Origin of the sequence: Pseudomonas sp. LG1E9 (assembly GCF_003290225.1) — a bacterium.
Lineage (GTDB): Bacteria > Pseudomonadota > Gammaproteobacteria > Pseudomonadales > Pseudomonadaceae > Aquipseudomonas > Aquipseudomonas cyclaminis.
The window spans coordinates 5,578,642-5,597,770 of sequence record NZ_CP029983.1; the positions used below are offsets into that span (position 1 = coordinate 5,578,642).

At 61.0% G+C, this 19,129-nt stretch carries 16 protein-coding genes; 13 read left to right on the forward strand and 3 right to left on the reverse strand.

Annotated elements, in window-relative coordinates:
- Positions 1 to 22 precede the first annotated feature (22 nt).
- Entirely contained in the window at positions 23 to 235 is a 213-nt protein-coding gene (locus DNK50_RS25555; protein WP_007977299.1) for a cold-shock protein, read from the forward strand.
- 94 nt (positions 236 to 329) lie between these two features.
- Entirely contained in the window at positions 330 to 818 is a 489-nt protein-coding gene (locus DNK50_RS25560; RefSeq protein WP_099585485.1) for an RDD family protein, read from the forward strand.
- 74 nt (positions 819 to 892) lie between these two features.
- Here DNK50_RS25560 and nadA read toward each other — a convergent pair whose 3' ends face one another.
- Together nadA and DNK50_RS25570 are read right to left on the reverse strand one after the other, a co-directional pair.
- Entirely contained in the window at positions 893 to 1,951 is a 1,059-nt protein-coding gene (gene nadA, locus DNK50_RS25565; protein WP_112196596.1) for a quinolinate synthase NadA, read from the reverse strand.
- A 238-nt stretch (positions 1,952 to 2,189) separates the two neighbouring features.
- On the reverse strand, positions 2,190 to 3,629 hold the full coding sequence (locus DNK50_RS25570; protein ID WP_112196597.1) for a lactate dehydrogenase: 1,440 nt from the start codon (positions 3,627 to 3,629) through the stop codon (positions 2,190 to 2,192).
- A gap of 336 nt (positions 3,630 to 3,965) precedes the next feature.
- On the opposite strand from DNK50_RS25570, the gene DNK50_RS25575 reads away from it, so the two are divergent.
- From DNK50_RS25575 to DNK50_RS25625, 11 genes are read left to right on the forward strand one after another with little or no spacing between them, the layout of a single operon-like run.
- Positions 3,966 to 4,535: an acyl carrier protein gene (locus DNK50_RS25575; RefSeq protein WP_074847530.1), complete on the forward strand. Its 570-nt coding sequence runs from the start codon at positions 3,966 to 3,968 to the stop codon at positions 4,533 to 4,535.
- Between the two features lie 10 nt (positions 4,536 to 4,545).
- Entirely contained in the window at positions 4,546 to 5,820 is a 1,275-nt protein-coding gene (locus DNK50_RS25580) for a beta-ketoacyl-[acyl-carrier-protein] synthase family protein (RefSeq protein ID WP_112196598.1), read from the forward strand.
- 1 nt (position 5,821) lies between these two features.
- A complete protein-coding gene (locus DNK50_RS25585) occupies positions 5,822 to 6,889 on the forward strand; it encodes a beta-ketoacyl synthase (RefSeq protein WP_256595392.1) in 1,068 nt (355 codons plus the stop codon).
- Positions 6,886 to 8,184 carry a beta-ketoacyl synthase gene (locus DNK50_RS25590; protein WP_099585490.1) on the forward strand — a complete coding sequence of 433 codons (1,299 nt, stop codon included), beginning with the start codon at positions 6,886 to 6,888 and terminating at the stop codon, positions 8,182 to 8,184. The genes DNK50_RS25585 and DNK50_RS25590 overlap by 4 nt, the downstream gene beginning before the upstream one ends.
- A complete protein-coding gene (locus DNK50_RS25595; protein ID WP_112196599.1) occupies positions 8,181 to 9,398 on the forward strand; it encodes a beta-ketoacyl synthase N-terminal-like domain-containing protein in 1,218 nt (405 codons plus the stop codon). Before DNK50_RS25590 ends, DNK50_RS25595 begins: the two co-directional genes overlap by 4 nt.
- Positions 9,399 to 9,440: 42 nt before the next feature.
- Positions 9,441 to 12,308, forward strand: a complete 2,868-nt coding sequence (locus tag DNK50_RS25600) for an aminotransferase class III-fold pyridoxal phosphate-dependent enzyme (protein ID WP_112196600.1) — start codon at positions 9,441 to 9,443, stop codon at positions 12,306 to 12,308.
- A 9-nt stretch (positions 12,309 to 12,317) separates the two neighbouring features.
- Positions 12,318 to 13,055 (forward strand): 3-oxoacyl-ACP reductase family protein, encoded by a 738-nt coding sequence (locus DNK50_RS25605; protein WP_099585493.1) that lies wholly within the window; start codon positions 12,318 to 12,320, stop codon positions 13,053 to 13,055.
- A complete protein-coding gene (locus tag DNK50_RS25610; protein WP_112196601.1) occupies positions 13,052 to 13,816 on the forward strand; it encodes an SDR family NAD(P)-dependent oxidoreductase in 765 nt (254 codons plus the stop codon). The genes DNK50_RS25605 and DNK50_RS25610 overlap by 4 nt, the downstream gene beginning before the upstream one ends.
- A gap of 2 nt (positions 13,817 to 13,818) precedes the next feature.
- On the forward strand, positions 13,819 to 15,102 hold the full coding sequence (locus DNK50_RS25615; RefSeq protein ID WP_112196602.1) for a DUF1302 family protein: 1,284 nt from the start codon (positions 13,819 to 13,821) through the stop codon (positions 15,100 to 15,102).
- A gap of 47 nt (positions 15,103 to 15,149) precedes the next feature.
- Entirely contained in the window at positions 15,150 to 15,980 is an 831-nt protein-coding gene (locus DNK50_RS25620; RefSeq protein WP_112196603.1) for an outer membrane lipoprotein-sorting protein, read from the forward strand.
- Between the two features lie 35 nt (positions 15,981 to 16,015).
- Complete coding sequence (locus DNK50_RS25625; protein WP_112196604.1) at positions 16,016 to 18,625, forward strand: RND family transporter; 2,610 nt, start codon at positions 16,016 to 16,018, stop codon at positions 18,623 to 18,625.
- Positions 18,626 to 18,727: 102 nt separating this feature from the next.
- Here the strand turns inward: DNK50_RS25625 and DNK50_RS25630 are convergent, their stop codons facing one another.
- On the reverse strand, positions 18,728 to 19,111 hold the full coding sequence (locus DNK50_RS25630; protein WP_074847541.1) for a MerR family transcriptional regulator: 384 nt from the start codon (positions 19,109 to 19,111) through the stop codon (positions 18,728 to 18,730).
- Positions 19,112 to 19,129: the final 18 nt, after the last annotated feature.

Below are 19,129 nucleotides of genomic sequence, written 5' to 3' on the forward strand. Positions count from 1 at the left end.
TAGCGTCAAAGGAAAGAAGAAAATGTCCCAACGTCAGAGCGGTACCGTCAAGTGGTTCAACGACGAGAAAGGGTTTGGTTTTATCACGCCGGAGAGCGGTCCGGATCTGTTCGTGCATTTCCGCGCCATTCAGGGCAACGGCTTCAAGAGCCTCAAGGAAGGCCAGAAAGTGACCTTCATTGCTGTGCAAGGCCAAAAAGGCATGCAGGCCGACGAAGTACAAGCAGAAGCCTGATCCTTCCTGCGACAAAAAGCCCCTGACATGACATCAGGGGCTTTTTTATGGGCGCGATTCCGTAAAATGCGTTTTTTCCTCAGAGAGTCCTGCCATGTCCAAACCCTTGCTGAGCCCCCAAGGCGAATTTCCCGCCGTTGGCCTGGGCCGTCGCCTGGCAGCGATGTTCTATGACTTCCTGTTGTGCACCGCCCTGCTGATCGTCACGGCGTTTATCTACAAGCTGGTGTGGGTGGCGTTCCTGGGCGAAGCCAGGATGCGCACCCTCACCGAGTCCGGCGCCCTGGATGGGGACCCGCTGCTGTCGACGATTCTGTTTTTTGTGCTGTTCGGCTTCTTCGCCAAGTTCTGGACCCATTCCGGGCAGACCCTGGGCATGCAGGTATGGGGCGTGCGCGTACAGAACGCCGACGGCTCGCGCATCAGCTTGTGGCAGGCGCTGTTGCGCTTTGTGGTGTCGATTGCGTCGTGGTTGTGCGTGGGGCTGGGGTTTATCTGGGCGTTGTTCGACAAGCAGAAACGCGGCTGGCATGACATCTACTCAAACACGCAACTGGTGCGGGTTCCGAAGCAGAAAAAGTAATCCCAGGAACACTGAAGATCCAAATGTGGCAGGGGGCTTGCCGCTCCCACATTTGGACTGTATTCACAGCTGGCTCAGGCGTTGCCGGCCAGCTTCAGGCGCGCGGCGTGGGTAAAGTCCAGCATGCGCTTGAGTGGTCGCACGGCATGAGGAATCACCGAAGGCTCGACGAAGACCTCGTTGCTCCCCTCTCGCAGGCACTGCAACGTGCGTTCCAGCGTGTTCATCGCCATCCACGGGCAGTGCGCGCAACTGCGGCACGCGGCGCCGTTACCGGCCGTAGGCGCTTCGACGAAGACCTTGTCCGGGCACAGCTGCTGCATCTTGTAGAAGATGCCGCGGTCGGTGGCGACGATAAAGGTCTTGTTGGGCAAGCGTTGCGCTGCAGCGATCAGTTGGCTGGTAGAGCCCACGGCATCCGCCAGTTCGATCACCGCTGTCGGCGATTCCGGGTGCACCAGGATCGCAGCATCCGGGTACAGCGCCTTCATGTCTTCCAGTTGCTTGGACTTGAACTCTTCATGGACGATGCACGCACCGTCCCACAGCAGCATGTCGGCACCGGTCTGGCGCTGGATGTAAGTGCCCAGATGCTTGTCCGGGCCCCAGATGATGGTCTCGCCGTTGTCCATCAGGCTTTCGACGATTTCCAGCGCGCAGCTGGAGGTCACCACCCAATCGGCCCGGGCTTTGACCGCCGCCGACGTGTTGGCGTACACCACCACGGTGCGTTCGGGATGCTGGTCGCAGAAGGCCGAAAACTCATCCACCGGGCAACCCAGGTCCAGGGAGCAGGTGGCTTCCAGGGTGGGCATGAGGATGCGTTTTTCGGGGGTGAGGATCTTGGCGGTCTCGCCCATGAAACGTACACCGGCGACCAGTACGGTCTTGGCCGGGTGGGCGGCGCCGAAGCGGGCCATTTCCAGGGAGTCGGAGACACAGCCACCGGTTTCTTCGGCCAGGGCCTGGATCACCGGATCGCAATAGAAGTGGGCAACCAGCACCGCGTCCTGAGCTTTCAGCTCGGCGGCGATGGCGGCACGCAGGCTCGCCTCTTCATCGGCGCTGAGGGCCTTGGGCTGCTTGGCGTCGAGGTGGGCTTGAACCAGTAGGCGTTCAGATATCTGCGTCATGTTCGCAAGACCTGCAGGCGCAGTTGCGCGAAAGTCGAGTGTACCACCGGCTCTGGAGCCCTTCGGGCGCCGCCGGACGAAGTGATTGTGTTCATCAAGCACGGGTAAAGGTGAAGCTGCGCAAGGCTACAGAATATCCAATGGTTTCAAAAGCCTAATCTGGCATTCGCGAGTGCGTCCGTCGGGCAAAAAAACGGGAACCCCCGACAGTGGGGTTTCCCGTTTTTTACGACGGCCGTCAGCGTATCAGTGCAGAGGGATCTTCTTGCAACATCACCGATTCATGCATGTTCGCCAGGGCGTCCTTCATGGTCGACTCTTGCAGCGCGTCCTTGGACTTCTTGCTTTGCGTCGCCGCGTACTCCAGCAGCACCAAATAGTCGCGCTGGACCGAGGCTTGCTTGGGCACAAAGGTCTCGTCGACCAACTTGCCCAACACGTATTTCTGCGTGCGGGTGGACTGGCTGGCCTCTTGCGAAACAGAGGCGTTGGTCAGCAGGCCATCCTTATAGGCGAGGTTGGCCGAACTGCTCGCGTTGTCCTCAACCTGCACATAAAGGTAGTTTTGCGAGTTTTCATCGCGAGTCAGCCCCGGATTTTTACTGCCATCAAGGCCCTTGTGATAACTGGCCGAAAGGCTCGATTGCTGGTCCTGAGTCACGCTGCGGTCCAGTGCGCTGCTGCCGCTGACACGGGTCTTCTGCGACACGCTGTAGGCAAATCTGTCGATTTCAGAGGGGCGTATCGGGTTGGAGGATTCGCTGGCTTGCCTGAGAGAGGCCTTGAAGTCCGCCAGGCCGGTCAGCAGGCCTTGGTCAGTCGGGTTACGGGTCAGCGCGTCAGGAAGGCTTATACCTTGTGGGTAGTTGCTGTTCATCGCGCTGAACGCGTCCTTGAACATCGTCATCAGGTCCGCCTTGGCATTGCCACGCTCCTGCGCCCGGTCAAACTGGGCCAGGTAGCTTTTCAGGGCCTTGGCCTGCTGCTGGGCATTGCCCAGGATCGCAGCGTTTTTCAGGTCTACCGCCACGTTCACTTCGCCGTCCGGACCACTCATGCGCGTGGTGCGGCGCTGGGCGTCGGCGTGGAAGGCCAAGGTCTGGTTCTGACCGTCCAGCGTCTTCACTTTAGCGTTGAGATCAACCGAGGCCAGTACCTTGGGGTCAAACCTGGTCAGGTTACCCAGATCAATTTTAGGCGGCGTTGCGGTAAGGCCATCGATCGCTGATTGGAAGGCGCTGCCCAATTGGCCGACCGCCTTGAGTTCGTCGTCGGTCAGGCTGCCCCCTTCCACCGTTGCCTGCACGCCCAGGCCGTCGCTCTGGCTGGACAGGCTGAAGGTGACGGTCTTGCCGCTGGCGGTCTTGATACTGAGGCTGACCAAGTTGTCGGCGCTGCTGTGCAGCAGCGTCTGGTCGACTTTGATCTCACCAGCATTTTGCGCGCGGTCGGCGCTCGCGTAGAGCACAGACTGAGAAATGTTCGTACCGCTCTTGGCGAACAGCTCCACAAGGCCGGCGCCCAGGCCATTGAAGCGATTGGCTGTCGACAATGAATTGAAATTGGTATTGATCGCCTTGCTGAGGGCGTCCTGGCTGTCGCTCTCCCACGCTCGCACGACCTCCTGGCCAGGCAGTTGGCCGCGACGCGAGTAGGTGTCGGCAAGCTTATCAGACATCACATTGCCCAGGCTGACGACCGAAGAGGGTCGTACAACGGCGGTAGAGGTGGTCTGCGCAAGACCGACGGTGGAAGGTTCAGCAGGCCGGATAACCAATGTATTGACGGAGCTGATAGGCGAAAGCGTAGTCATGACGATCCCTGTCTTGAGTTGAACTGCCTTGATTAAATCCAACCAGCCCGGCACAGGGCAAGCGATAAAAACAGTAGTAGCACATTGACTCTCCCCCTGGCAGGAGGGTTTACGCTACCCGCCGTCAAAAATCACCTCAAGCAAATCCCCGTCAGGGCCAATGCTCATACCCTTCATTTATGCGTTATAGGGAAATAACCTTTGAACAATCCACTGGACTTGGACAGCGTCATCACCACCACCCGCGAAATCCTCGCGCAGCTATTGGTGATGGACCTCGCAGAGGTCGATGAGCACAGCAGCATCGTGGAGGATCTGAATGCCGACTCCCTGGATATCGTCGACCTGAGTTTTCAGCTTGGCCGTAACTATGGCTGCACGTTGCCTAAAACCAGCGTGCTGGACCATGCGGTAGCCGTGTTTGGCGACGTCAGCGAACTGGTCGAAAAAGGCCGTATCACCCAAGCTGGGGTAGCGCTCCTGGAGCAGAGCCTGAGCGCATTTGCACCCGGGCAACTGCGCGCCGGCATGCAGCCGGCGGACGTGTTCGCGGCCACGACGGTGCGTAACTGGGCCGTGCAATGCTACCGGATGTTCGACCACCTGCCCGCGACCTGCCCTGAATGCAATGCCGACCAGGCGCGTCTGAATGAGCGTCGCCAGGTGGTGTGCGGCGGTTGCAGCGCGCGCTTGACGCCGATGGAAGGCGACGACATTTCTCGCCATCTGGTTGAGCAGTTTGCCGCGTCCCGCTTGCCGGAAGCGGTCTAGGAGTTTCTTCATGGGGCCGCGAGAGGTTTTAGTCACGGGCTATGGGTTGGTAGCGCCCACGGCACTGGACGCTGCAACGCTGTTTGCGCAGATCGGCGCAAAGCGTTCGTGCATTCGCCAACACCCGGTGTTTGCCGAGTTGGGTTTTGCGGCGAGCGCCGCGGGTTACATTGACCCCGTTCAATGGCAAGCCATCAGCGCACAAGTGGCGACGGGTGACACAATCCTGCCGCGCCAGAGCCTGCTCGCCGAGTTCGTGGCCAGGCAGGCGCTGCAGCAGGCAGGCCTGGTTCGCGCCGACTTCGCCCGCGTGCCCAGCGGCGTGTTCCTCGGCGCCAACAAGCATTGTGTAAGCCGTAACCTGCAAGAGGCCAGCCGTTATATGGACGACGTCGGCAGCGTCGACCTGGATCGCTACCTGGACAACCACACCCTGGTGGGCGGCCCATTCGCTCGTCGGATCGACCAGCAGACGGTGCACATCGCCCGCCTGCTCGGCATTCGCGACCATATCAGCACCCACTCCGATGCCTGCGCGGCCGGCACCATGGCAATCGGCGCCGCGTTTCGCGCCATTGAGCGCGGTGACATCGACCTGGCCCTATGTGGCGCCGTCGAGTTGATGGCCCATGAACTGTCGTATTACAGCTTCGACGGCCTGGGCGCCATTTGCCAACGTGCCGACCTCGCGCCCGAACAACAGAGCCGCCCGTTCATGAACGACCGTTGCGGGTTCGTCCTCAGCGAAGGTGCGGCGATGATCGTGCTGGAGTCCAGGGAACATGCTGAGCGCCGCAAGGCCACGCCAATCGGCCGCGTCCTGGGTTACGCCAACTATTGCGAAGCGCAGAAGATCACCTCCAGCAGCCGCGATGGCAGCCATTACGCCCATTGCATGAAGGCAGCACTCGCCCATGCAGGCCTGGGCTGCGACGCGGTCGATCACGTCAATACCCATGGCACGTCGACCCAGGCTAATGACCGCAGTGAAGCCCTGGCGATTGCGCAGGTATTCGGCACCGGCGTAAGCACGATGACCTTCACAGCCAACAAATCGGCGATCGGCCACTCCCTTGCGGCCAGCGGCGCGATCGAGGCGGTGCTGTCACTGATGAGCCTGCAACAGGGCGTGCTGCTACCCACCCTTAACTATGACCCGGCAAACGCCGAGTTCCCTGAGTTGAATTTCCTGACCGAAACGCAGCGCCAGCCCATCGATGTGGTGCTGTCCAATTCGTTCGGTTTCGGTGGCGTCAACAGTTCGCTGGTTTTGGGAAAAGCATGAGATGAACAGCCTTCAAGCAAAACCCGTCTACCTGATCGCCGCTTCGGTGTTCAACCACGCCGGCACTGAGTGCACCGACTTGCACGGCCCGGTGCAGGCGGCACAACCGCTGGATTTTGCCCCGGACCAGCTGGCGTACCCCGTGAGCGTACCGCGCTTGCCGACCACGGTGTTCGACCGCAAGATTCAACGCAGTGTCGAACCTCAGGGCGCTCGGCTGCTGTACTGCGCCGGGCAGATTGCCGGCCCGTTGAAGGACTTGCAGCTGCCTGGCGAACGGGTGGCGCTGATGGCTGCCATCCCGGAAGTGGACGGCCCCAGTTCCTGCTGGGAGGCCGTGCAGGCCATCGCCGAGCAACCGGATGCGCTGCTCACGCAACTGTTTGCCTATACCCCGCCGCTGCATGCATTGATGATGCTCAACAGCAGTGTCATGGCCTATGTCGCCGAAGCGTTGCACTGCCATGGTCCGATGGGCGGTTTCTGCTCACAGAGTAATGCCGGGGTCGACGCGCTGATCGAGGCCTTCGAACATATCGCCGAGGGGCGTGCCGATGCAGGGGTCGTGGTCAGCAGTAGCCCGAATCTCTCGCCGGCCCTGTACCTGCGCGACACCACCGAACGCCCTCCTCTCGCGACCCCGGACGTTTACGGCGAAGGCGCCGCAGCGCTGTTGCTGACCGCCTGCCCTCCTGCAAACGGTGCACGCGCCCTGCGCATCGCCGGCTTCGCCCGTGGCTACAGCGCCTCGCCCGAACGTTCCCACGCCGTGGCGAGCAAGGTCATCCAACAGACATTAAGCAGAGAAAAACTGGGTTTGCGCGACGTAGCCCATATTGTCGCCGCGCCTGACACTCCATCCCTGGCGCGTCTACTCACAGACACCCAGGCGATTCTCCACAGCTGCCAGCCCATGACCGGCAACCTGGGCGCCAGCGCCCTGCTGACTGAAATTGCCCTGGCCTTTCACGATCAACACGATGGCTACACGCTGCTGCTCAATCACAGCCGTACGGGCCATTGGGGCGCCGTATTACTGGTCAATGAAGCCATGGAGAAACAGGCATGAGTCCACCAAGGATTGTGATCACCGGCCTGGGTGCCGTGACCGGTTTCGGTTTCGAATGGCAAACCATGTGGGCGCAGATGCTGCTCGGTGAGCACTGCATCCGCCCCTGGCAGCCCGAAGGCGTGGCCGACGGCACCTTCCCGGTGCGCTACGCGGCGCCGGTGGACACTCGCCAACTACCGGACTACCTGCAAGGTCACCGCGCCTGGCAGACGCCCCTGGAAAAACGCAGCCAGTTGGGTTGGGTGGCGGCCAGCCAAGCCATCAGCGACAGCGGCCTGAGCCCCGCGCAGTTGCGGGATGCCGCCGTGCTGTGTGCTTCCGGCGCACCGGCGCACAAGATCCAGGACATGCTGCTGACCGTCGCCGATGAGCCGAATGCCCCTCCGGCCTGGCGCTACTTGATGGCCAAGGCTGAGCAGGTCGATGCCGCCCACTCGTTGTGCCAGAGCAATGACCGCCTGGCCCGGGTGATCGCCGACGACATAGGTTGCGAAGGCCCGGTGATCAACATCAGCAGCGCCTGTGCCGGGGCTTCCCAGGCCATCGGCAACGCATTCCAGATGATCCGCCGGGGAGAAGTCGACGTCGCTATCGCTGGCGGCGCCGATTCGGTGCTGAGCCTGGACACCATGACCGCGCTTTACCTATTGGGTGCGGCGAGCAGCGAGCAACGCTGGGGCACCGGGCTTTGCCGCCCGTTCGATCGCCATCGCAGCGGTCTGGTTGCCGGTGAGGGCGCAGGTTTTGTGGTGCTCGAAACCCTCGAGCGGGCACTTGCCCGTGGCGCCGTGCCCTATGCCGAAGTGCTGGGTTTCGGCAGCAGCCTGGACGGCTATAAGGTCACCGCGCCCGACCCGCAAGGGCGAGGCGCCGCCCTGGCGATGCAGACCGCCTTGCACGACGCCGGCATCCGCCCGCAACAGGTGGACCTGATCAACGCCCACGGCACCTCCACCCCGCTCAACGATGCCGCCGAAACCCTGGCGATCAAGTCGGTGTTCGCCCAGGACGAGCACTATCGACGGCTGGCGATCAGCGCCAATAAATCCCAATTCGGCCACTTGATCGCGGCCGCCGGCGCCCCCGAATTCATCGTCACCGCACTGGCCTGCCAACAGGACAGGATTACCCCGACCCTCAACCTGCACAGTGCCGCCGACGACTGTGACCTGGACTACTGCGCCCATCAGACCGTCAACCGCCGGGTCGATGTGGCACTCAGCAATTCATTCGGCTTCGGTGGGCTCAATACCTGCCTGGTGCTGGGCAAATACCAGGAGCACGCGCAATGAGCGGCGTACCGCCCCCCATCGCCATTGCCGGCAGCGGCTGTGTCCTGGCCAGCGGCTGGGGCGTGGACGCCTTCTGGTCGGCGGCCTGTGAGTCGCGCAGCGGGATCAAGCCCTTGCGCTCTTTGCAGTTTTACAGTGAACGGGTCACGGCTTTCGGGCAGATTCACTATGACGACCACCAGCGCAGTCGCCAGGACCTCGCCCAAAATCTGCAACGTTACTGCACGCCCGCCGTCATCTGGGGCGTCAGCGCCGTTCGACAGGCACTGGCCGAAGCCCAACTGACGCCGGGCGCCGACGGCCTGACCTACGGCCTCTATTGCTGCCAGGGTGGCTATACCCACCCGTCACTGGCGTCCTACGGCGAGTTGCTCCACGAATGCCGCCAGGGCGAAGGTGCCGACATGCAGCACCTGGCCCGGCGTATCTTGCACGAGCGGGCACAGGACCCGTTCCTGGTGCTCAAGGGCCTGAGCAATATCCTCCTGGGCGTGGTCAGCCTGGCGCTCAAGCTTGAGTGTGAATGCAACGCCTACATGCAAGGGGTCTCCGGCAACCTGGCGGCCTTGCGTGAAGCGTGCGCCGCGTTGCAGAGCGGACGAATTGACGTGGCGATCATCGTCGGTGCGGGCAGCGAACTCGATGCGCTGGCACTCAGCGCCCTGGTGCAGGCCGGCACGATCAGCGCCGACGGTTCGGACACCCTGCGCGCTTTCGATGCGCACGGCACCGGCGGTATCGCTGGCGAAGGCGCGGCGGCCCTGGTCCTGCGCCGTCGCGAGGATCTGGGCGATGAACCCCAGGTCTGCCTGCAGACAATGACCGCCGACGCCGCGATCGAGCACTTGAACTTGCCAGACCAGCAAGTCGACGTGCTGGTGTGCAGCGGCACCGGCACGCCCGACAAAGACCGACAGTTGAGCCACACACTGGCCCGAACCGGCGCCACCCACATCACCAGTGGCGTACCGCTGACCGGCCTGCTGAGTGCGGCTCCCAGCCTGGCGGACCTGATCCTGACCCGCTGCGCCCTGCTCGCCCAGCGTGTGCCACCGATTGCCGGATTAAGCCAACCCGTGGCCGCGCAGTTGCCGTTTGTGCTGGGGGCTCCCTGCTCGACGCGGCTCGACGATGGCCTGGTGCTCAACCGCGACGACAACGGTTTCAGCGCTTGCTACCAATTGAAGTACAGCGAACAGGCCAACAGCGCCTGACGTGTGTGTACCCCCCTCCCTCTTTTAAAGGACATGGCTGTGATGGATTACCGTGATTTTGTTCGCCCCAAGTTTGTCGATCTGCTTCAGGCCCTGGGGCTTGAGTGTGAGTTCAAACGGGCACTGGGCAGCAAATTGTTCTACCGCAACCGCCAAGGTGACGAAGTGACCGTCACCGATTTCCTCGGGGGCTACGGCGCGGCCTTGTTTGGCCATAACGACCCGCAGTTTGTCGAACAGCTCTGCACACTGCTGCGCAATGACGTGCCTTTTAACGCCCAGATGTCGGTCCGCGCCACGGCCGGTACGCTGGGACGCGCGTTGAGCGAAGCCTTCAATCGTGAATTGAAGAACAACGAACCGTACATCTCGACCTTTTCCAACAGCGGTGCCGAAGCAGTAGAAATTGCCGTCAAGCACGCCGAGTTTCGCCGCCAGAAAAACCTGCAGCGCCAGTTCGACGAACTGGACTTTACCCTGGCCCAACTGACCTCCAGCGACCGCGCCTACCGCGAAGTGGATGTGACTGACCTCGACTTGCCGGCAGGCCTGCTGCCTGCCCACCTGACCACGGCCACGGTGCGCCAGGTGGTTGAGGCGGTGCGTCAGCACAACCTCGCCGAGCTGCACGTCGAGCCGGTGTTCGTCGCGTTGCGCGGCAGTTTTCACGGCAAGTTGGTCAACACGGTACAACTGACCTATGGCCGACAGTATCGCCAGCCGTTCGCGCGCTTCGGCCTGAACGTGGAGTTCATTGACCCCCAGCAACCCCATCAACTCCAGGAGCTGCCGGCGCGCCACACCCGCCATTGGCTGAACCTGCAATGGTGCGGTGATCAACTGCTGGTCAAGCGTGATGCGTTCAGCGCAATCACCGCCGTATTGATGGAGCCTATTCAGGGCGAAGGCGGCATCATCGAGTTCGCGGCCGATTTTTATAAAGCCCTGCGCCGCCTGTGCAATGAGCAGCAGTGCCCGCTGATCATCGACGAGGTGCAATCCGGTTTCGGTCGTACCGGCACCTTCCTGGCCAGCAGTCATTTCAATCTGCAAGGCGACTACTACTGCCTGTCCAAGGCTCTGGGTGGTGGCTTGATGAAGATTGCGGCCACCGTGATTCGCAGCAGCCACTATGAGAAAGACTTCAGCTATATCCACAGCTCGACCTTCGCCGAAGACGACGCCTCCTGCCATATCGCCCTGGCGGCGCTCAATCGTCTGTTCGCCGATGACCAGGCGATGCTCAAGGACGTGCACACCAAGGGCGAATACCTCAAGGCCTCGCTGCTTGAGTTGAAGGCGGCCTACCCCGGGGTGATCGCCGACGTGCGAGGTCGCGGGCTGTTGCTCGGCATTGAACTGCACGACCAGAGCACCAACAGCTCGCTGGTACAGGCGTCGGCCCAATACAACGATGCCTTGGGTTACCTGATTGCCGGCTACCTGCTGCAATTCGAAGCCCTGCGCGTGGCGCCGTCGGGCAGCAACTCCAATGTGATCCGCCTGGAACCGCCCGCCTGCATCAGCTTCGCCGAGATCGACGGGCTGATCAAAGCCTTGCAGAAGGTCTGTGACTTGTTGCAACGCGGGGATGCATTCCCGCTGGCCGCCACCATTTGTCATGACTTGATCCCCGCTGTGGCGCCCCGCGACACCGGCTTCCAGGTCACCGCCCATGCCAATGCCCCGCAGGACACCCCCATCGTCGCCCGCGTGGCCTTTATCAATCATTTGATCGATGCCGACATCCTCGGTGATGTCGACCCTTCCCTGGGCCAACTGAGCACCGAGCAAAAACGTGTGTTCATGCAACGCACTGCGCCGGAACGCCGGGCAGCCCCCGTGGGCCCGGTGGTGATCCGCTCGCAATTGGGCATGGCCGTGGAGTTCACGTTGTACCCGCTGTGCATGGACTCCAACGCCATGGCGGACTACATCATCAGTGGCGACCTCGACGTGATTCGCAAAGAAGTCGGCAATCGCATCCTGGATGCCCGCGCCGATGGCTACCGCGTCGCGGGCCTGGGTATGTATACCTCCATCGTGACCAACAACTGCCAGGCCCTGAAAATCCCGGACATGGCGCTGACCTCCGGCAACGCCTTGACCATCGGCATGGGCCTGGAAGCCATCGAGCAAGGCTGCAAGCAACAGGGGCTGGAGCTGCAGGCGCAGACGGCGGCCGTGGTCGGCGCGGCCGGCAACGTGGCGTCGACCTATGCGTCGCTGCTGTCAGCCACGGTCGACCACTTGATCCTGATCGGCAGCGGCCGCGATGGCTCGGTACGCCGCCTGGAAAAAACCGCTCAACTGATCTACGCCGACGCTGCCCGCTCGATTATCAAGGGCACGGCCACCGAGGATCTGCTGGCGCAGCGCCTGCTCAAAATCGACGGTATCCGTGCACTGCTGAGCGAATACGGCAACAGCACACAGCTGGGGTTGCAGGTCTCGCGCTTGGTGCAGGAGCGACTGGGTGCCAACGCGTTCATTACCGTCACCGATGACCTGCATGCCCTCAAGCAGGCGCGCATCGTCCTGTGTGCGGCAAACGCGGCGCAGCCGTTTCTCGACGCCGGGCATTTTGCCGAACACAGCGTGATCTGTGACATCGCCGTGCCGTTGAACGTTGATCAGGCGATCAATAGCCAGCGCAGCGACGTGCTGTACATGCACGGCGGCATCGTGCAGACGCCATTCGACGATGGGTTGGCGCCGAATGTGCGGGCCTACCTGAAACAGGGCCAGTTGTATGCCTGCATGGCCGAGTCTGTGCTCATGGGCCTGGCGGGGATCACCCAGCATTACTCCTACGGCGACATCAGCCGCGAGCAAGTGCAGCAGATTCGTGCCTTGGCGGCGATCCATGGCTTTGGCCTGGCGCAGTTCAAGACCCACAACTCACTCTAAGGAACGGCCATGTCTTCTAAAACAGCGGTAGTCACCGGAGGCAGTCGCGGCATCGGCAAAGCGGTCGTCCTGGCACTGGTCGAGGCCGGCTACCAGGTCGCGTTCAACTACGTGCGTGACGAGGCGGCGGCCCTGGCGGTACGTGATGAAGTCGAAAAGCTCGGTGGCGAATGCTTCACGGCGCAGTGCGACATCAGTGACGCCCACAGCATCAAGGTGTTTTTCGAACAGGTTGAACAGCGCTTCGAGCGCATCGACCTGCTGGTCAATAACGCCGGCATCACGCGCGATGGATTGCTGGCGACACTCTCCACCGAGGCCATCTGCGCGGTGATCCAGACCAACCTGATCGGCACTCTGCTCTGCTGCCAGCAGGTGGTGCCCGGCATGATGCGCCAGCGTCAAGGCTGCATCATCAACCTCAGTTCAGTAGCTGCGCAAAAGCCTGGCAAAGGGCAAAGCAGCTACGCCGCCGCCAAGGGCGGTGTGGAGGCACTGACACGCGCCCTGGCGGTTGAGTTGGCACCGCGCAATATCCGCGTCAACGCGGTCGCACCGGGAATCGTCAGCACCGACATGACCGCCGCCTTGCTCGAAACCCACGAGCAGGAAGTACAGTCGCGACTGTTGATCAAGCGTTTTGCCGTGCCGGGGGACATTGCCGAAGCCGTGCTGTACCTCGCCGAGCGCGCAACCTATGTGACCGGCGAAGTGCTGTCGGTCAACGGCGGGCTGAAAATGCCATGAATACACCCAGAACGTTTTTGATTACCGGCGCCGCCAACGGTATCGGCCGGGCAGTGGCGGAACATTTCGCCAACGACCCGGCCCACCGCCTGATCCTGGTGGACCGTGACGTGGCATCGCTGCAGGACTGGGTCGGCGCCGCAACCTTTGCCGCGAGCGTCGAGACCCATGGCGTCGATATCGCTGACCTTGCCAGCGTGCAGGGGTTATTCAACGACCTGTCGGCGCGCCTCGGTTTTATCGATGTACTGGTCAACAGCGCCGGGGTCTGCAACGAGAATGAACCAGAGGACCTGGACAACTGGCACAAGGTGATTTCCGTCAATCTGAACGGCACCTTTTATGTCACCTCGCTGTGCCTGCCACTGCTGGCGGATCGCGGCCGCATCATCAACTTGTCGTCGATCCTTGGTCGCATCGGCAAGGTCCGCAACACCGCGTACTGTGCCTCCAAGCACGGCATTATCGGCTTGACCAAGGCTCTGGCACTGGACCTGGCGCCGCGCCGAATTACCGTAAACGCGATTCTGCCAGCCTGGATCGATACGCCGATGCTGCAGGGCGAGCTGGCAACGCAAGCCAGTATTGCCGGGATCAGCCAGGAGCAGATCCTGCGCAATGCCAAGAAAAAGCTGCCCTTGCGCCGTTTTATCCAGGCCGATGAAGTCGCCGCCATGGTGCGTTACCTGGTCAGCCCTGAGGCCTCCGGGGTCACGGCTCAGAGCCTGATGATCGATGGCGGCGCCGGGTTGGGGATGTAGTCATGAGCACAGCATTGTTCACGCGCAGCCTGTTGCTCGGCCTGGTATCGCTGGCGCCGCGACTGGCCGGTGCAGACCTGTTGCCCGCCCATGCCGATGCGGAAGTAGGACTGGCCAGTGCCTTGCGCCTGCACGGCGACGATCCTGTCACCCAGAAGGCGGCGTATTTCAAGGCCAACCTGGAAGACAACTGGGACAGCGGCTACTACAAGGCCAAGGGCCGGGTGCGCTACGACGCGCGCTATGACGGGCATAACCCTTACAGCCAGGAGGCACGGGATGACTACCGCTTCAGTGCCGACTGGCGACACCTCTACTGGGGCCAGTACCTGGGCGACGGTGAAGTCACCGTAGGTTGGCAGCAAGTGGTCTGGGGCCGCGCCGACGAGCTGCGGGTGCTGGACCAGGTCAACCCCATCGACTATCGCGAAGGGGTCACGGCCTTGCTTGAAGACAGCCGCATCGCAGTGCCGATGGTGCGCCTGACCCAGCCCGTGGGCGAGTGGGAAGTGGAAGCCCTGTGGATCAACGACTTCCTGAAAAACCAGGCACCGGCCCAGGGCAGCGAGTTCGACGCACCGCTGTTCGCAGTCCCGGACCCGGACCTGTTCGTGATCGATTCGAAGCCGGACTACAGCGGGCAGAAAGGTTTTTCCTATGGCATGAGCGCCAACGGCAGGATCGGCTCGGTGGACGCCAGTTTTGTCGCCCTCAACGCCCGCCAGCAGGACCCGGTGTATGCGGTCGAAGGCATCGCCGACGATCAGCGCGTGCTCCTGGAGCGCCAGTTCCCACGTTACAGCATGGGCGGCGCAGGCCTGGCGATCGATGCCGGCCACAGCTTCGTGGTGCGCAGCGAGGTGGCCTACTTCGATCGCTGGCACGTCACCAACCCCTACCGCACCCACGGCAGCAGCCAGAGCCCGATGTTCAAGTCATTGCTGGGGGTCGACTACCTGCTGCGCAACTGGCTGATTTCCGTGCAATGGCAGGAGCAGCAGTTACTGGACTGGCAAATGGGCATGGTGCAGGACAAACGCCAGCCGTTGTTCACCCTGTCCGCCGAGGGCAATCACCTGCGTGACCGCCTCAAGTCCCGCCTGGTCCTGGCCATGTCACCGCCTGCCAAAGACGACGCTTTGCTGCAAGGCATCTTCACCTACACCCCAGTGGACTGGCTGAAGCTGGGCCTGGAGGTGGATGTGTTTTTTGGCAAGGAAGACCGCACTTTTGGCCAGTACCGCCAACGCGATCAACTGCGCGTGTCCGCCGGCTACCTGTTCTGAGCCCTGAACTGATCTCAATAAAACCCTCTTCAAGAAAAGGAAATTCTATGTTGCCGCCCCTCAAGGTCTTGACCGCCAGCCTCCTGATGCTGACCAGCATGGGGGCATTGGCCGCCCCGAACGCCGACGACATCATTCGTCAGGCCCGTGACCGCAATGACGGCAAGAGTTTCATGTCGCAGGTGTCGTTGATCCTGCTCGACAAGCAAGGCAATAGCCGGGTGCGGGAGTTCAGCTACCTGCAAAAGGATTACCCGGACAGTGACAAGTTCACCATGTACTTCTCGGCGCCCAACGATGTGCGCAACGTCGCCTTCCACATCGAAAACCCCCACGAAGCACTGAATGCCGAGGACAGCCAGTGGATGTACCTGCCGGTCAGCCGACAGACCCGTCGGATCTCGACCACCGATAAGCGTGGCGCGTTTATGGGCAGCGATTACTCCTACGCGGACTTGGACAAGATCCGCGCCGAAGACTACCGCCAGACACTGGTGGGCGAGGAGAGCATGGGCGGGCGCGAGTGCTACGTCATCGAGCGCACGCCGGTGTCTGCGCAGATTCTCGCCAAGACTGGCTACAACCAGCTCAAGGTGTGGATCGACAAGCAAAACAACCTGGTCATGCGCCAGGATTTCTTCGACGTCAAAGGCGTGATGTTCAAGCAGATGCGTACGCTGAAAGTCGAGACGGTCGATCAAATCGACAGCATCACCCTCAGCGAAACCGAAGACTTCATCGCCGGCACGCGCTCCCAACTGCGGTTCAACCAGTTGCAGTACAACGTCGAACTGGACGATTGGCTGTTCAACCAGACCGCAATCAAGCGCGGCCTGAAAACCGGCGACCTGCCTGAATTCGCCGTATCCGCCCGCTGAATACTGCGCCTGCCTTTCGTGGAACCGATTGAACTATGGAAAGATACCTGAACTTCGTTGAGCGCTATGCGCGCACGATTGTATTTGTGCTGGTGGCGATCACGGCCTACTTCACCTATACCCTCGGCTCGCTGATGTCGGACACCAACCCCTACTTGCTCAAGGAAAGCCACCCGGCGCGCAAAACCATTATCGACCTGCAGCACGAGTTCACCGGCACCTATGACTCGGTCATGGTGGCCCAGAGCAATGCGCACAGTGTATTTAACACGCAGTCGCTCAACGCGCAGTTCGAAATCTCCCAGGCCCTTCGACGGCTGATGCTGGCCAATGCCGACGATGAAGTCGAGTTGCGCCGTGTTGTCGGCCAGCACGAAAACGACAGCCGCGCCCAACTGTTGGCCAGCGATATCCTCGGCGGCGGGTTTAACCAAAACGACTATGCCCAAGCCAAAGCTCTGCGCGATCACGCCCGCAACCAGGGCTGGGCAGAACGAGACCAGCAGTTTCTGACGTTCCTGGCGGAGCGGATTAACCCCATCCAGGAAATGGCCTCGATGGCCGACCTGGAAAACATCAGCCTGAGCGCCGATGGCGAACTGTGGATTCACAAGACCCTGCACGGCCTGGACATGGACCCGCAGGTCGTCGAAGCGCAGATCATGGGCAACGAGCAAATGGTTGGCGGGGTGGTCTCCCCTGACAAGAAAGTCGCGGTGGTGGTGGCCGAGCTGGGCACCAAGCAGGACGACGCCCAGGCGCAACTGCGGGCGTACCAGCAGGTACGCCAGATCGTCGCGGACTATCAGAGCAAACATCCGCAATTCACCGATGAAGTGTTTATTGCCGGGACGCCGATCTTCATCGCAGCCCAACAAGAGATCATCGATCACGACCTGGCGCTGCTGTTTCCTATCGTGTTCCTGCTTGTGACTTCCATGCTGGTGTTTTTCTTTCGCAAGCCGCTGGGTGTGTTCCTGCCGCTGTTCAATATCCTCTTCTGCACGATCTGGACGCTGGGGCTGATGGCCTTGTTAAAAGTGCCCATCGACCTGCTCACCAGTGTGCTGCCGGTATTTTTGTTCACCATCTGCTGCGCCGACGCGATACATGTGATGGCTGAGTACTATGAGCAACTCAATGCCGGCAAGACGTACCGCGAGGCCAACCGCGAGACCATGCGCCGCATGGTCGTACCGGTGGTGCTGACCACCGTGACCACCATCGCCACCTTTATGATCTCCACCACCAACAACATCGTCAGCATCCGAAACTTCGGGGTGTTCATGTCCATCGGGCTGACGGCCGCCCTGATCATCTCGCTGCTGTTGATTCCGGCTTGGATTTCCATCTGGGGCAAAGATCAGCCGCCGCGTAAAACCGTGCACAAAGAGTCGATCATCTCGCGCTACCTGGTAGCTTTCTGTGCCCGCCTGATCCGCTGGCGCAAACCGGTGCTGCTGGTCAGCTTGCCGTTGTTGGCACTGATGACGGTGTTTACCTTCATGGTCGATATCGAAGACTCGGGCATCGCATACTTCAAGAAAGACAGCCCGGTGCGCGTGTCCGATGAGTTCATCAACCGCTCCCGGATCGCGGGCACGTCCCCCGGCTGGATAGCGTTCGACACCAAGACCCCGCGTGGGGCGTTGACCACGGAGACCGTGCAGTTCCTCGACAAGCTCGATCATTTTCTCAAGTCTCAGCCAAACGTCAGTTACACCTATTCGGTGGCGGCTTACGTCAAGCGCATGAACCTGGTGCTCAATGATATGAACCCCGAGTACCTGCGGGTCCCACAGGCCCTGGAGCAGGTGACATCGGTCAACGATGAGGGGCAGGCGGAAACCTTTGAGGTCGACGGTAACTCGCTTATCGAGCAACACATCATGATGTTCGAGAACGGCGGTGGTTCAGACTTGCAGAACGTACTGAATGCCGACTACTCCAAAGCCTTGACGCTCTACACCATGACCTCTTCGGTGGCCAGCGACTACAAGGCCATGCTCGATCGCCTGGACGCCTGGCTGCTGGTAAACAAGCCGGCCAATCTGCAGGTTACCCATGCCGGTACGCCAAAAATATGGACCGGCATATTGGCCGAGATCACCCAGGGCCAGGTCCTGAGCTTCTCGCTCGCGTTGCTGGTGGTCACGCTGATGATGATGTTCTGGCTGAAGTCCGTCCGGCTGGGCATTCTGGGCATGCTGACGCTGCTGACCACGTCGGTGACGGTATATGGCTTTATGTACCTGTTGGGCATCGAGCTGAATATCGGCACGACGCTGGTGACGTTCCTGGTCGTGGGTGTGGTGGATTACGCGGTGCACCTGCTGTCGCGCATCAAGCTGCTGGTTCAGCAAGGTATCCACGTGGACGAGGCAATCCTGACGGCGATGCACAGTGTCGGGCGTTCGACAGTGGTCAACGTGGTGATTTTCTCGGTGGGCTTCCTTGCCCTGCTGTTTTCCGCCTACAAGCCGGTCATTGACTTGGGAACACTGGTAGCGCTGGCCCTCTTCTCCAGCGGCGTCATGACCATCCTGTTAGTGACCTTGATATCTCCGTGGTTCTTTGCAGCCATTGTGCCCGAGCAGAGCACTGATGAACGCGAGCACCCAGGACGCGAGGGCGCCTTGAGCTAGAGGCTGGAACGGACGACGCCGGCCATAGCCATTGAGTAACCAGGGGTTGCCGGCGTTTCCGAACAGCACACAACGCTTCATGAGGTCATGCAGCACGTTCGTTCAGGCCGTTTTGGAAAGATGTTCAAACTGGCATTGATACTGGGCGTCCTTGAGGCTGCTCTCGAACTGTTCAAGGCCGTCGTAGATACTTTGCAAGCCTTCGATCTGGTTTTTCAGTTCCAGCTTTTTATCCGCAATCGCCTGGTTGGCCAAATCCCACGGCAGCTCCTGGCCCCGGTGATCCTGAAGGATCGCCTGCATTTCCTTGAGCTTGAAGCCCAACTGCTGAGCGCATTTGATAAACGTCAGCAGCTCAACGCTTTGCTGGCTATAGACCCGATACTTCCCTTCGCGCACCGGCGGCGGCAGCAAACCAATGTCTTCATAGTGGCGGATCGTCTTGACTGTCGTGCCCGACAACTGGGCAGCTTTGCCGATATACATGTAAAAGTCCTTTTTTAT

Bases quoted from the DNA above. Each gene is read 5' to 3' on its own strand.
- DNK50_RS25555 (WP_007977299.1), top strand. From the start codon at position 23: ATGTCCCAACGTCAGAGCGGTACCGTCAAGTGGTTCAACGACGAGAAA.
- DNK50_RS25560 (WP_099585485.1), top strand. From the start codon at position 330: ATGTCCAAACCCTTGCTGAGCCCCCAAGGCGAATTTCCCGCCGTTGGC.
- nadA (WP_112196596.1), bottom strand. From the start codon at position 1,951: ATGACGCAGATATCTGAACGCCTACTGGTTCAAGCCCACCTCGACGCC.
- DNK50_RS25570 (WP_112196597.1), bottom strand. From the start codon at position 3,629: ATGTCTGATAAGCTTGCCGACACCTACTCGCGTCGCGGCCAACTGCCT.
- DNK50_RS25580 (WP_112196598.1), top strand. From the start codon at position 4,546: ATGGGGCCGCGAGAGGTTTTAGTCACGGGCTATGGGTTGGTAGCGCCC.
- DNK50_RS25585 (WP_256595392.1), top strand. From the start codon at position 5,822: ATGAACAGCCTTCAAGCAAAACCCGTCTACCTGATCGCCGCTTCGGTG.
- DNK50_RS25590 (WP_099585490.1), top strand. From the start codon at position 6,886: ATGAGTCCACCAAGGATTGTGATCACCGGCCTGGGTGCCGTGACCGGT.
- DNK50_RS25595 (WP_112196599.1), top strand. From the start codon at position 8,181: ATGAGCGGCGTACCGCCCCCCATCGCCATTGCCGGCAGCGGCTGTGTC.
- DNK50_RS25600 (WP_112196600.1), top strand. From the start codon at position 9,441: ATGGATTACCGTGATTTTGTTCGCCCCAAGTTTGTCGATCTGCTTCAG.
- DNK50_RS25605 (WP_099585493.1), top strand. From the start codon at position 12,318: ATGTCTTCTAAAACAGCGGTAGTCACCGGAGGCAGTCGCGGCATCGGC.
- DNK50_RS25610 (WP_112196601.1), top strand. From the start codon at position 13,052: ATGAATACACCCAGAACGTTTTTGATTACCGGCGCCGCCAACGGTATC.
- DNK50_RS25615 (WP_112196602.1), top strand. From the start codon at position 13,819: ATGAGCACAGCATTGTTCACGCGCAGCCTGTTGCTCGGCCTGGTATCG.
- DNK50_RS25620 (WP_112196603.1), top strand. From the start codon at position 15,150: ATGTTGCCGCCCCTCAAGGTCTTGACCGCCAGCCTCCTGATGCTGACC.
- DNK50_RS25625 (WP_112196604.1), top strand. From the start codon at position 16,016: ATGGAAAGATACCTGAACTTCGTTGAGCGCTATGCGCGCACGATTGTA.
- DNK50_RS25630 (WP_074847541.1), bottom strand. From the start codon at position 19,111: ATGTATATCGGCAAAGCTGCCCAGTTGTCGGGCACGACAGTCAAGACG.